12 protein-coding genes are annotated in these 12,127 nt (G+C 59.0%); 9 read left to right on the forward strand and 3 right to left on the reverse strand.

The genetic code is table 11. The features are described from left to right. The first annotated feature begins 1 nt into the window (after nt 1). From ACR3EM_RS14695 to ACR3EM_RS14720, 6 genes are all read left to right on the forward strand, one after another. A complete protein-coding gene (locus tag ACR3EM_RS14695; RefSeq protein ID WP_480471389.1) occupies nt 2-1,078 on the forward strand; it encodes a branched-chain amino acid ABC transporter permease in 1,077 nt (358 codons plus the stop codon). A gap of 74 nt (nt 1,079-1,152) precedes the next feature. Continuing rightward, nucleotides 1,153-2,436: an ABC transporter substrate-binding protein gene (locus ACR3EM_RS14700; protein ID WP_480471390.1), complete on the forward strand. Its 1,284-nt coding sequence runs from the start codon at nt 1,153-1,155 to the stop codon at nt 2,434-2,436. A 108-nt stretch (nt 2,437-2,544) separates the two neighbouring features. Beyond that, entirely contained in the window at nt 2,545-3,378 is an 834-nt protein-coding gene (locus ACR3EM_RS14705; RefSeq protein WP_480471391.1) for an ABC transporter ATP-binding protein, read from the forward strand. A gap of 19 nt (nt 3,379-3,397) precedes the next feature. Continuing rightward, entirely contained in the window at nt 3,398-4,615 is a 1,218-nt protein-coding gene (locus ACR3EM_RS14710) for a phenylacetate--CoA ligase family protein (RefSeq protein WP_480471392.1), read from the forward strand. Between the two features lie 93 nt (nt 4,616-4,708). Next, a complete protein-coding gene (locus ACR3EM_RS14715; RefSeq protein WP_480471393.1) occupies nt 4,709-6,373 on the forward strand; it encodes an ABC transporter permease in 1,665 nt (554 codons plus the stop codon). 80 nt (nt 6,374-6,453) lie between these two features. Then, entirely contained in the window at nt 6,454-6,804 is a 351-nt protein-coding gene (locus tag ACR3EM_RS14720; protein ID WP_480471394.1) for a DUF2794 domain-containing protein, read from the forward strand. On the opposite strand, the gene ACR3EM_RS14725 is transcribed toward ACR3EM_RS14720, so the two are convergent. From ACR3EM_RS14725 to ACR3EM_RS14735, 3 genes are all read right to left on the reverse strand, one after another. Beyond that, on the reverse strand, nt 6,801-7,538 hold the full coding sequence (locus ACR3EM_RS14725; protein WP_480471395.1) for a C40 family peptidase: 738 nt from the start codon (nt 7,536-7,538) through the stop codon (nt 6,801-6,803). The genes ACR3EM_RS14720 and ACR3EM_RS14725 overlap by 4 nt on opposite strands. Beyond that, nucleotides 7,535-8,917: a leucyl aminopeptidase family protein gene (locus ACR3EM_RS14730; protein WP_480471396.1), complete on the reverse strand. Its 1,383-nt coding sequence runs from the start codon at nt 8,915-8,917 to the stop codon at nt 7,535-7,537. The genes ACR3EM_RS14725 and ACR3EM_RS14730 overlap by 4 nt, the downstream gene beginning before the upstream one ends. 63 nt (nt 8,918-8,980) lie before the next feature. After that, a complete protein-coding gene (locus ACR3EM_RS14735; protein ID WP_480471397.1) occupies nt 8,981-9,382 on the reverse strand; it encodes a hypothetical protein in 402 nt (133 codons plus the stop codon). Between the two features lie 130 nt (nt 9,383-9,512). Between ACR3EM_RS14735 and ACR3EM_RS14740 the strand changes: the two genes are divergently transcribed. The 3 genes from ACR3EM_RS14740 to ACR3EM_RS14750 all read left to right on the forward strand — a co-directional run bounded on the left by ACR3EM_RS14740 (nt 9,513) and on the right by ACR3EM_RS14750 (nt 12,125). After that, a complete protein-coding gene (locus tag ACR3EM_RS14740) occupies nt 9,513-10,163 on the forward strand; it encodes a carbonic anhydrase (RefSeq protein WP_480471398.1) in 651 nt (216 codons plus the stop codon). Between the two features lie 93 nt (nt 10,164-10,256). Further along, the gene (locus ACR3EM_RS14745) at nt 10,257-10,793 is read left to right on the forward strand and encodes an SRPBCC family protein (protein ID WP_480471399.1); all 537 of its coding nucleotides are present in this window, start codon (nt 10,257-10,259) and stop codon (nt 10,791-10,793) included. 213 nt (nt 10,794-11,006) lie between these two features. After that, complete coding sequence (locus ACR3EM_RS14750) at nt 11,007-12,125, forward strand: DUF1996 domain-containing protein (protein WP_480471400.1); 1,119 nt, start codon at nt 11,007-11,009, stop codon at nt 12,123-12,125. The last annotated feature ends 2 nt before the right edge of the window (nt 12,126-12,127 follow it).

Raw genomic sequence — 12,127 nt, forward strand, 5'->3', positions numbered from 1 at the left:
TATGTTTTATCGTGAGGCCGGGGATTTCAAAACCTCTTACATCGCCGACAGCCAGACTTTCCCGATCAAGTTTGACCGGTATCGGTATTATGTCGTGCTGGCGGTGGCGTTCGGGATCATTCCGTTCATCATCAATGACTACTGGGCGAATGCTTTGCTTCTGCCCTTCCTGATCTACGCCATTGCGGCGATCGGACTGAACATTCTGGTTGGTTATTGCGGGCAGGTCTCGCTGGGGACCGGTGGGTTCATGGCTGTGGGGGCCTATGCCTGCTACAAGCTGATGACGGCCTTTCCGGATGTCAGCATGTTCATCCATGTGATCCTTGCCGGAGGTGTCACGGCGCTGGTTGGCGTGTTGTTCGGCCTGCCGTCACTGCGGATCAAAGGGTTCTATCTGGCGGTGGCCACACTGGCGGCGCAGTTCTTCCTTGTGTGGCTCTTCAACCGGGTGCCGTGGTTCTACAACTACTCGGCCTCGGGTCAGATCAACGCGCCCGAGCGGGATGTGTTCGGCATTATCATCACTGGCCCGAACGCGCCGGCCTGGGCCACCTATCTGTTCTGCCTGATCTTCCTGACGGTCTGCGCCATCATTGCCCGCAATCTGACGCGCGGTACCACGGGCCGGACCTGGATGGCGATCCGCGACATGGACATCGCGGCCGAGATCATCGGGGTGAACCCGCTCAAGGCCAAGCTGACCGCCTTTGCCGTCAGTTCGTTCTTTGTCGGTATCTCGGGTGCACTGTTCTTTGCGGTCTATCTGGGCGCGGTCGAAGTGGGCGAGGTGTTCGGTATCCAGAAGTCATTCCTGGTGCTGTTCATGGTCATTATTGGCGGGCTAGGCTCGATTTTCGGGTCCTTCGCCGGGGCAGCCTTTCTGGTTCTGCTGCCGGTTGTACTGAAGCTGCTCGGCGTCGATCTGCTGGGCTGGCCCACGGATATCGTCGCGCATCTCAACCTCGTGATCGTGGGCGCGCTGATCATCATGTTCCTGATCCTCGAACCGCACGGGCTGGCGCAGCTGTGGCGTGTGGCGAAAGAAAAACTCAGACTCTGGCCGTTCCCGCACTAAGGGGTCTGCCCAACGAAAAGACGGGTGTGAAACCCGAAACCCAACATCGGATCAATCAAGGGAGGAGACACCCGATGAACAAGAAACTGGCAACCCTGGCGCTGGGCGCCGTGATGGCCGCAGGCCCGGTCATGGCCGACCTTGTGTTCCCGTCGCTCAGCTACCGGACTGGCCCTTACGCGGCAGGCGGTATCCCGTTTGCAGACGGTTACGCCGACTATTTCACCCTGCTGAACGAACGCGATGGCGGCATCGGAGGTGTTCCGGCCAAGGTGATCGAATGTGAAACCGGCTATAACACTGAAAAAGGTGTGGAATGCTATGAATCGACCAAGGGCGAAGGTGCTCTGGTCTATCAGCCGCTGTCGACCGGTATCACCTATCAGCTGATCCCCAAAGTGACAGCAGATGGCATCCCGCTGCACACGATGGGTTATGGTCGGACCTCTGCCGCGAACGGCAAAGTGTTCAGCCATGTGTTCAACTATCCGGCCAACTATTGGAACGGTGCATCGGGTTCGATCAACTATCTGCTTGATGAAAACGGTGGTGACCTGAGCGGCAAGAAAATCGCGCTGGTCTATCACAACTCGGCCTACGGCAAAGAGCCGATCCGCACGCTGGAAACACTGGCCGAAAAGCATGGCTATGAGCTGACTTTGCTGCCCGTTGACCATCCCGGTCAGGAGCAGAAGTCGCAGTGGCTGCAGATCCGCCGTGAAAAGCCCGACTATGTGATCATGTGGGGCTGGGGCGTCATGAACCAGGTTGCGGTTCAGGAAGCTGCCAACATCCGCTTCCCGATGGAGAACTTCATCGGTGTCTGGTGGTCTGGCGCGGAATTCGACGTTGAGCCTGCAGGCGACAAAGCCACCGGCTATAAGGCGCTGACCTTCACCGGTCTCGGCAAAGACTATCCGGTCTATGACGATCTGCAGAAATATGTTGTGGACGCGGGCAAAGCTGCAGGCTCGGGTGATCAGCTAGGCACGGTTCAGTACAACCGCGGTCTCTATGCTGCGATGCTGGCGGCCGAAGCGGTAAAGACCGCACAGGACATGCACGGCACTGCAGACATCGACGCATCGATGATGCGCGATGGCATGGAAGCGCTGGAGATCACCAATGCCAAGATGGAAGGTCTGGGCATGGCCGGTTTCGGACCCGAGTTCTCGGTTTCCTGTGAAAACCACGGTGGCCCCGGACTGGTCGGCGTCGTCCAGTGGGATGCAGCAGCCGGCACCTGGAACCCGGTTCAGGACTTCAAGCCAACCGATGTCGAGGTCATCAACGCGCTGATCGAAGAAGACTCGGGCGCTTACGCGACTGAAAACAACATTTCGGCACGCTGCGAATAAACAACGCTGCGCCCCGAACGATCTGGGGCGCATAGACAATCGGAGCGGCGGGTTGCCTGCCGCTCCTCACGAACCGCCCCTGAGGGGCAGGCATGAGGACACGCGCTGATGCTGGATGCGGCACAAACCACCGACGTGCAGGCGGAAACCCTGCTTGAGGTCAACAATATCGAGGTGATCTACAACCATGTGATCCTCGTGCTGAAAGGCGTCAGCCTGACTGTGCCCAAAGGCGGCATCACGGCCTTGCTGGGCGGCAATGGCGCGGGCAAAACCACGACGCTGAAGGCGGTATCGAACCTGCTGCATTCAGAACGTGGAGAGGTCACCAAAGGCTCGATCAAGTACCGCGGCGAGAGCGTTCACGAAAGTGATCCCGCCGATCTGGTGGAAAAGGGCGTCATTCAGGTGATGGAGGGCCGCCATTGTTTTGAACACCTCACGGTCGAGGAAAATCTGCTGACCGGCGCTTATACCCGCAAGGATGGCTCGGCTGCGATCCAGCAGGATCTGGAATTGGTTTACAATTACTTCCCGCGCCTCAAGGAACGCCGCCGCAGCCAGGCCGGTTATACTTCGGGTGGAGAGCAGCAGATGGTGGCGATGGGCCGGGCGCTGATGTCGCGCCCCGAGACCATCCTGCTGGATGAACCTTCGATGGGTCTGGCCCCACAGCTGGTTGAAGAAATTTTCGGCATCGTGAAGGACCTGAACGAGAAAGAAGGCGTGTCCTTCCTGCTGGCCGAGCAGAACACAAATGTGGCTCTAAGATTTGCGCATTACGGCTATATTCTGGAATCCGGTCGCGTGGTGATGGACGGCCCCGCAGCGGAACTGCGCGAAAACCCGGATGTGAAGGAATTCTACCTCGGCATGTCGGATGAAGGCCGCAAAAGCTTTCGCGATGTGCGCTCATACCGCCGCCGCAAGAGATGGCTGTAAGCGGGTGGAGGATATTTCGATGACCTATTTCGACAAGCTTGAAACCCGATCCGCCGATGAACGCAACGCCGATCACGCGCGCGCTTTGCCTGAACAGATCGCGCGCGCAAAATCGGCCCCCGGCTATGCGGATATCCTTGCCGGGATCGACGCGAACGCCGTGACCAGCGCCGAGGCACTGGCCAGTTTGCCGGTGCTGCGCAAGTCGGATTTAATACAGGCGCAGGGCTCCCGCCCCCCGTTTGGTGGCTTTACTGTCAAACCCGCGCGTCATTTCCAGCATGTGTTTCAGTCGCCGGGCCCGATTTATGAACCGGGCAGCACCGATCATGACTGGTGGCGGATGGGCCGGTTCCTGAATGCCGCCGGGGTTGGCCCGGGCGATATCGTTCAGAACTGCTTTGGTTATCACCTGACACCTGCCGGGATGATCTTTGAAAGCGGCGCACAAGCCGTTGGAGCTGCCGTGCTGCCCGCAGGAACCGGACAGACAGAGCTGCAGGTGACTGCAGCGCGCGACATCGGTTGCACCGCTTACGCGGGCACGCCGGACTATTTGAAGATCATCCTCGACAAGGCTGATGAGATGGGGGTTGCTTTGCAATTCTCGAAAGCTGCTGTGGGTGGCGGTGCGCTGTTCCCATCTCTGCGTCAGGAATATGCGGATCGGGGCATTGCCTGTCTGCAATGCTATGCGACAGCTGATCTGGGCAACATCGCCTATGAAAGCCCCGCCATGGAAGGCATGATCATCGACGAACATGTGATTGTTGAGATCGTCACCCCCGGCACCGGTACGCCGGTCGCACCCGGAGAGGTTGGTGAGGTGGTGGTGACGACGCTCAACCCCGACTACCCGTTGATCCGCTTTGCCACGGGCGATCTATCGGCGATCATGCCCGGAGAATCCCCTTGCGGACGCACAAACTTGCGGATCAAGGGCTGGATGGGTCGGGCCGATCAGACCACCAAGATCAAGGGCATGTTTGTCCGCCCCGAGCAGGTTGCGGCGCTGGTCGACAAGCATGATGAGATCGTCAAGGCCCGCGTTATCGCCGCCCGCCAAGGCGAGATGGATACCATGACCGTCCAGATCGAAAGCCCCTGCGAGAATGATGGGGCCTATGCCAAATCGGTGGTCGAGGTGCTTAAACTGAAAGGCGCGATCGAGGTCGTGGCCCCCGGCTCTTTGCCCAAGGACGGGTTGGTGATCGAGGATCAGCGCGTCTACGAATAGCGATCTGCCGCAGATTTGTTGGCCCGCCCACTGGTGTTTCTTAGCGTTTTGGTCGATTAAAGGCAGACCCTGCGGGATTCTCAGTCAGACGCCATGGCCGAAGTCGAATATTCAGAACACGGAACGCACAATCGCGGAGCCTTGGGCACGCGATTGGTAGGCGGTATTGCATACGCAGTGGCCGCAGCCTGCCTGTTGCCGATGGTGGCCGTTGTTCTGGCGGCGGTGACCGGTGGCACTGACACGATTTCTCATTTGTTAGAGACTGTTTTGCCTGGCTACGCCCTGACCACAGCGATCCTCGTGGTGCTGGTCGCGGCGGGCACGTTCTCGATTGGCGTCGGCGCTGCCTGGCTGGTTACGATGACACGCTTCCCCGGCGTGCGCGTGTTGGAGATCGCCCTGGTCCTGCCGCTGGCTTTTCCGGCCTATGTGCTGGCCTATGCCTACACCTTCATTCTGGACCATCCCGGAATTGTGCAAACCACACTACGCGAGGTCACCGGTTGGGGCCCGCGCGACTATTGGTTCCCCGAAATCCGCTCGACCGAGGGTGCAGCAGTGATGCTGATCCTCGTGCTCTACCCTTATGTCTATCTGCTGGCGCGCGCGGCCTTCCTGCAGCAAAGCGCCACGGCCTTTCTGGCGGCTCGAGCGCTGGGCAATGGCCCGTGGCATGCCTTCTGGCGTGTCTCGCTGCCGATGGCACGCCCGGCGATTGCCGGAGGTGTGTTGCTGGCGGTGATGGAGACCATCGCCGATTTCGGCACCGTCGCCTATTTCGGTGTGCAGACCTTTGCCACCGGCATCTATACCAGCTGGTTTTCCATGGCCGACCGCGCCGCTGCGGCCCAGCTTGCCCTGTGTCTTTTGGGTTTTGCTCTGGTCATGGCCGTGGCTGAGCGTACGCAACGGGGTAAGGCCAAATATTATCAGGCGGGCAAACGTCATGCAGTGTTGCCAGCGGCAAAGTTGAAGGGTTGGCAATCGCTCGCGGCGTTTTTGCTCTGCGCGATTCCGGTCTTGTTCGGGTTCCTCCTGCCCGTAGTGATCCTTGTGCAGATGGGTCTGGAATCCGAACAGAACCTGCTTTCACGCCGCTATATCGGTTTCATACAAAACTCACTGACGCTGGCCGGTACTGCAGCGGTGATCACGGTTTGCGCGGCAATTTCGGTGGGGTTCTTCCAACGTCTGCGCCCGGGGCGCGGGGCGGCTTCGGCAGCTTACATAGCACGGTTGGGTTATGCGGTGCCGGGCGGGGTGATCGCCGTTGGACTGATCGTGCCCTTTGCTGGATTTGACAACGCGCTGGATGCGTGGATGCGCCAAACCTTTGATATTTCGACAGGGCTGCTGGTCACCGGGTCCATATGGTTACTTATTGCCGCTTATATGGTGCGCTTTCTGGCCGCCGCGCTCAGCGCTTATGAAGGCGGCCAGAGCACGGTGCACGCCAATATGGACGCTGCCGCGCGGTCGCTGGGACAGAGTCCTCTGGGTACCCTGCGCCGGGTGCATCTGCCGATCCTGACGCCGTCGCTGCTAACCGCGCTGCTGATCGTTTTCGTCGACGTGATGAAAGAGCTGCCCGCAACCCTGATCATGCGGCCCTTCAATTTCGACACGCTGGCGGTTCAGGCGTATCGTTTGGCCTCGGACGAACGGCTTGAGGGCGCGGCGGTGCCGTCGCTAGTCATTCTGGCCGTCGGGCTGCTGCCGGTGATCCTGATTTGCCGTCAGGTCGGGCGTCGGTAACCGCACACGACGCTTCAAAAATACAACACCCGTTTTGCGCTGGGCTTGATTCAAATGCAATTTCCGGCAAGGCTTGTGGCATGAACATGCAGCCTCCCAGCCGGTTCGGGTCCGGCTCTGCCCAGATGCCGGTCGCGTTTGACCGGCGCGAGATGTCTCAAATCCTGTCAGTCTATGGCCGAATGGTCGCCGCCGGAGAATGGCGCGATTACGGGATTTCGAACCTGCGCGATACGGCGGTGTTTTCAATCTTTCGCCGGACGGCCGAGCATCCGATCTATCGGGTCGAGAAACACCCCCGTCTGCGGCTGCGGCAGGGGATGTATTCGGTGGTTGGTATGGACGGGCGCATCCTGAAGCGCGGACATGATCTGCGTGCCGTTCTGCGGGTGCTGGAGCGCAAACTGATCCGGGCTGTTGACCCGGATTAGAGCCTTTTATGCGCCGTGACTGGCCCATCGCCCTGTTGTGCAATGCGGGCAATCGCCTGATCCATCGGTTCCAGCGCAACCGCCATGTGATAGGCGTTGGCATGCAGCAGAAGGTTCTCGGCGGCGACCCATGCGACATGGCCTTTCCAGAACAACAGATCTCCGCGTTTTGGGGGGGTGCCTTCGGGCACGGGTTCACCAACGGCATGTACCTGATCGCCGCTGTCTCCGGGACAGGGAATGCCGCAGGCCAGAAGGGCGGCTTGCACCAGACCTGAACAATCCAGCCCGAACCGGCTGTTGCCACCCCATAGATATGGCGTGCCCAGAAACAGCTGCGCGGCAGCGACCGGATCGGTAAGGCGGGAATAGGCGGGCACCGCGTGAGCCTTGGGGATGAACCCCAGCGCCGTTTCCAAAAATCCATCCTGTTCTGACAGAACCCTGATTTTGCTTCCAAAACTCAGCGATATCTGATCGAGGCTTTTCATATCCGGCGCGGCATAGGCATGGGTCGCGGCGGCAACGATCCAATGCGTCTGTGGTTCAATCGGGCCTAGATTGTCTGTCACGACCCAGCCGGGGTAGCCGTCCTTTGCCGATATGATCCTGCTCCAACCGTCCTGCTCTTCGACGACGGATACGGTGTCTCCAAACAACAATTGCCGGTCGCGTGGCCCCTCGGGCTGACGCAGCAGATCGACGACCGGTCGGATAATGCGGGCTTCACTCATAGATCGAGAATCTCAGGCAGAGCGGTCAGCAGGGCGCGGGGACCTTGACCCAATCCGCCTTTGTTGCGCCCCGGTTCCTTGCCGCGTTGCCATGCATAGATGTCGAAATGCATGTACCGGCTGTTACCCACAAAACGACGCAGGAACAGCGCGGCGGTGATCGAGCCTGCAAATCCGCCAGATGGCGCATTGTCCAGATCGGCAATTCCCGGTTCGATCAACACCTCGTAAGGTTCGTGAAACGGCATTCGCCAGACCGGATCAGCAGCGGCACGGCCTGCGCGCGCCAGAGCCTCTGCGGCCCCATCATCATCGGTATAAAACGGGGCCAGATCGGCCCCCACGGCCACCCGCGCCGCGCCTGTCAGTGTTGCCATCGAAATCACCAGATCAGGCTCTCCCTCCTCGGCCAGTGCCAGAGCATCGGCCAGCACCAGTCGCCCTTCGGCATCGGTGTTGTTGATCTCGACGGTCAACCCGTTGCGCGCGGTCAGGATATCTCCGGGCCGGAAGGCGTTGCCCGCAACCGCGTTCTCAACCGCCGGGATCAGCACGCGCAGCTGCACATCCAACCCCAGCTTCATGATCATCTGCGCCAGCCCCAACACATTGGCGGCACCGCCCATATCCTTTTTCATCAGGCCCATGGAGGCGCCGGGCTTCAGATTCAGTCCTCCAGTGTCGAAACAAACCCCTTTGCCGACCAGCGTCAGCTTTGGCCCACTTCTGCCCCAGTTCAGCTCGATCAGGCGCGGCGCTTGTGCGGCGGCACGACCGACCGTGTGGATCATCGGGAAATCCTGTTCCAGCAGAGCATCGCCCGTGATGACCGAACAGCGCGCGCCACATTCCTCGGCAAGAACTTCTGCCGCAATCTGCAACTGCTCAGGCCCCATATCCGAGGCTGGCGTATTCACCAGATGTCGGATCAGAAGCTCGGCATTGGCCAGAGTTTCGATCCGCGCTGTATCGATGCCTTCAGGGGCGACCAGTTTGGCCTTGGCCGGGCTGCTCGGGGCGTATCGATCGAAAACATAGCCGGTCATTAGCCAGCCGAAGCATTCGGCCTCCAGCACGTCGGCCGGTACACCGGACGCGATGCGATAGGTGCCTTCGGGCAAAGCCTCGGCCGTTGCTGCCAGCGGAAAGCGCTTGCGCGCCCGCTTGGCTGCGTTGCCGTAGCCCGCCAGTGCAACCTCTGGTGCGCCCTCTGGTCCCGGGATCAACAAGGTCTGCCCCAAAGCAGCGGAAAAGCCATTCGCCGCCACCCAATTCTGCACCGGGCTGGGTTGATCCGATAGCCATCCATCAAGCTCGGACTGGTCGAGTACGTAGAGCGGAAGCGCAGGATCGGAAGGCGGGGCAAAGCAAAGGGTCATAGGTGTCTCGACTGGATCTTGTTGCGCCCAGACTAGCCGCCTGCGATCCGCCCGCAACCCCCCTCAGACGGAAAGGTCCTGCTGATCCCAGACCGCAGTCAGCGAGCGTTCGCCGACTCGGATCAGACGTCCCAGCGTCGCCCCTGTGGCCACCACATCGCCGGTATCGACCGCATGCGCAACATCGCCCGCGACGCGGGCCAGCGCCGTCATCCCGATCTGACCCGCGATTGCCACCAGTGACCTTGCGCATTTGCGCAATGCCGCCCAGTCCCGCTGCCGCCAGAAGCGTTGGCAATTCGACAGACGCACCGCCAGTTCCTCGACTGTGCGGCACAGCACGTCCAGCGCGTTGGCGTCGCCCAGCTGATGATACAGGCTGCTCAGCCGGTCCGGGTCCAGACGCACGGATTCCTTCTGTTCAAGCGTGATTATCTTTTCCACCACATTAACCCCTAATTTCATGCCCCCACGGCATAGGGTCACCCTGTCATCACATACCTTTGCAAATCGTTGCGCTGTATCGGGATAATGTCTCGAATTTTGTGCGAATTTGGGTTAGAGAGCAGAACAGTCAGACCACAGGAATATCAGAATGAAACTTGCCAAACCTTTGCCGAGCTATCTGGTCAAACGGTATCATGGTTGGAAAGCGACAACCTACTCGGAAAATCAGGTTTGGTACCGACGGCTCGCGACCGAAGGTCAGCGTCCACGGGCGATGGTGATTTCATGTTGTGACAGCCGGGTGCATGTCACTTCGATGTTCGGGGCGGATCAGGGCGATTTCTTCATCCACCGCAATATCGCAAACCTTGTGCCGCCCTACCTGCCGGATGGCGATCACCACGGCACCAGCGCGGCCATCGAATATGCGGTCACCGCGTTGAAAGTGGCGCATCTCATTGTGCTGGGGCATTCGCAGTGCGGTGGGGTGCAGGGCTGCATCGACATGTGCAAGGGGCAGGCACCACAACTGGAAGCCAAGGAAAGCTTTGTGGGGCGTTGGATGGAAATCCTGAAGCCGAAATTCGATCTGGTTGCCGATATCGAAGACAGCGCCGATCAGGCACGTCAGTTTGAACGCTATGCGGTAGTGGCCTCGCTCGAGAACCTGATGACCTTCCCTTTCGTGTCCTCGGCCGTTGAAGAAGGCGCGCTCAGCTTACATGGGTTGTGGACCGATATCGGTGAAGGTGGGCTGGAATGTTACGATCCGCATGAGAAGCAGTTCGTTACCGTTTGACCGGGCAAAACGCAGGGCAGCGTAGATCAGCCTCTGATCTACCGCCATTTTTTGATATGATCCTAACGTAGCTTTACGAATTGGATCATTCTCATGCGATTGCTGAAACGTATTATCGTCACTCTGATCGTGATTGTTGTGGCCCTCGCCGGGGTATCTTATCTGTTGCCCGGCAAGGCCGAAGTGTCGCGCAGCATCACGATAGATGCCCCACCCGAAGCGATCTTTCCTTATGTGAATTCGATGCAGGAGACCGAGAAATGGTCTCCGTGGCTGTCACGCGACCCTGAAACAAAGCTGACCTACAGCGGGCCCGAAACCGGGGTTGGTAACACCCTGAACTGGAGCTCGGAGCATCCGCAGGTTGGCTCCGGGTCGCAGGAAATCGTCGAAAGTGTCGAAAACCAGAAGGTCAGAACTTCGCTCGATTTCGGGCCGATGGGCACGGCCTCGGCGTCATTTGTGCTGCAGCCCGAAGGGGCGGGAACCGAGGTTACCTGGGGGTTCACCTCCGATTTGGGTATGAACCCGATGACTCGCTGGATGGGGTTGATGATGGATCACTGGGTCGGTAGCGACTATGAGCGCGGCTTGGATAACCTGAAGGCGCTGGTCGAAGGGCAGAGCTGATTGATTGAGGATAACGCGCCCACTACGTAAGACGAAGGTATGAACCTGTCGCATCCGGTCTTCGGACCGCTTGCCAAGTATCCGACGGTTGGAAGCATCTGCTTGATCACATCTGCGCTCAGGCTTTTGACAGCTGGATCAGGTGTTGGTTAAATCAATTCGACGCCGCACCACTTCGACCTAGCACTCGGATAGGTGAAAGAAGAAGCGCAGATGACACAACGGATTTCTCAGACGGCTTGCTTCCGGTACCCGGGCACCCCGGCTCAATCGCGCGGAGGGCGATCGGTGCTGACGTGGTGTCTGGTCTCGACATTCGGTGTTGTAATTGATGGCACAGCACAATCGGCGCACGCACAGCACGTCGCGCCAGAATTCAACTATGTGGTGACGCGCGGAACCGAGAAAAGCTCTATGCCGGCACCGCAAGGTGGCAATGATGTTCTGGACCACCACGGTTTTCGCTTCTTCTGCGTCCCGTCGCATTATTCCTATCACGATCCGGTTGTCTTTCCGGGTCAGGAAGGGGCAGCGCATCTGCATATGTTCTTTGGAAACACAGAGGTCGACGCTCATTCGACCGGTGATCAAATCGCCAATTCAGGGCGAACGACCTGCGACGGGGGGATCACCAACCGATCGGCCTATTGGATACCGGCGCTCTATAACGAAGACGGAGAAGTTGTGCTGCCGACCCTGATCAACAACTACTATAAAAGCTGGGTGAATGATCGGAGTAAAATCAAACCAATTCCGGCGGGCCTTGAGATTTTGACCAATGCAGACGTAGAGGGCTCGGGCGGGATCGCTATCAGCAAGATTGACGAGGAACGATGGACAGCATCCATCCGAATTTCCCCGACTGATGGGCTCACGCTCGAGGTGATCTTCCCCGACTGTATCGCCGTTGATGAAAATGGGGACCCGGTTCTGTCCAGTCCGGGCGGAACTGACCACATGGCCTATTCACACGGCGATTGCCCGCTCTCGCATCCTTATACGATCCCGCAGCTGACTCAGAATGTGAACTGGGCTGGCGTGCCATTCGACTCGGGCTGGTCTTTCTCATCTGACCAAATGCACAATGTGCCCAAGGGCATGTCCGCGCATGCTGATTATGTTGCCGGATGGACAGAAGAATCCGCGCAGATCATGGCGGATTGTGTCCGCGATGGATTCAGGGAATGTGGCCCTGGACTGCAGGCGCAATGGCAAGATCAGTTCTTCGCCCCGGACGGCAGCCGGGTCTATGATTTTTTCAAGGTTGCAGACGGGGTCTCTGCGACACCTGTGGCACTTGGGGGATTGCCTCCGATGCTAATGCAGCACTAGAT

The sequence above is a fragment of the Ruegeria sp. AH3 genome (assembly GCF_056536265.1).

What these genes read in the sequence shown, in the direction of transcription:
- ACR3EM_RS14720 (WP_480471394.1), top strand. Translation starts at nt 6,454, where the DNA reads ATGAACATGCAGCCTCCCAGCCGGTTCGGGTCCGGCTCTGCCCAGATG.
- ACR3EM_RS14730 (WP_480471396.1), bottom strand. Translation starts at nt 8,917, where the DNA reads ATGACCCTTTGCTTTGCCCCGCCTTCCGATCCTGCGCTTCCGCTCTAC.
- ACR3EM_RS14695 (WP_480471389.1), top strand. Translation starts at nt 2, where the DNA reads ATGTTTTATCGTGAGGCCGGGGATTTCAAAACCTCTTACATCGCCGAC.
- ACR3EM_RS14750 (WP_480471400.1), top strand. Translation starts at nt 11,007, where the DNA reads ATGACACAACGGATTTCTCAGACGGCTTGCTTCCGGTACCCGGGCACC.
- ACR3EM_RS14710 (WP_480471392.1), top strand. Translation starts at nt 3,398, where the DNA reads ATGACCTATTTCGACAAGCTTGAAACCCGATCCGCCGATGAACGCAAC.
- ACR3EM_RS14745 (WP_480471399.1), top strand. Translation starts at nt 10,257, where the DNA reads ATGCGATTGCTGAAACGTATTATCGTCACTCTGATCGTGATTGTTGTG.
- ACR3EM_RS14735 (WP_480471397.1), bottom strand. Translation starts at nt 9,382, where the DNA reads ATGAAATTAGGGGTTAATGTGGTGGAAAAGATAATCACGCTTGAACAG.
- ACR3EM_RS14715 (WP_480471393.1), top strand. Translation starts at nt 4,709, where the DNA reads ATGGCCGAAGTCGAATATTCAGAACACGGAACGCACAATCGCGGAGCC.
- ACR3EM_RS14740 (WP_480471398.1), top strand. Translation starts at nt 9,513, where the DNA reads ATGAAACTTGCCAAACCTTTGCCGAGCTATCTGGTCAAACGGTATCAT.
- ACR3EM_RS14705 (WP_480471391.1), top strand. Translation starts at nt 2,545, where the DNA reads ATGCTGGATGCGGCACAAACCACCGACGTGCAGGCGGAAACCCTGCTT.
- ACR3EM_RS14700 (WP_480471390.1), top strand. Translation starts at nt 1,153, where the DNA reads ATGAACAAGAAACTGGCAACCCTGGCGCTGGGCGCCGTGATGGCCGCA.
- ACR3EM_RS14725 (WP_480471395.1), bottom strand. Translation starts at nt 7,538, where the DNA reads ATGAGTGAAGCCCGCATTATCCGACCGGTCGTCGATCTGCTGCGTCAG.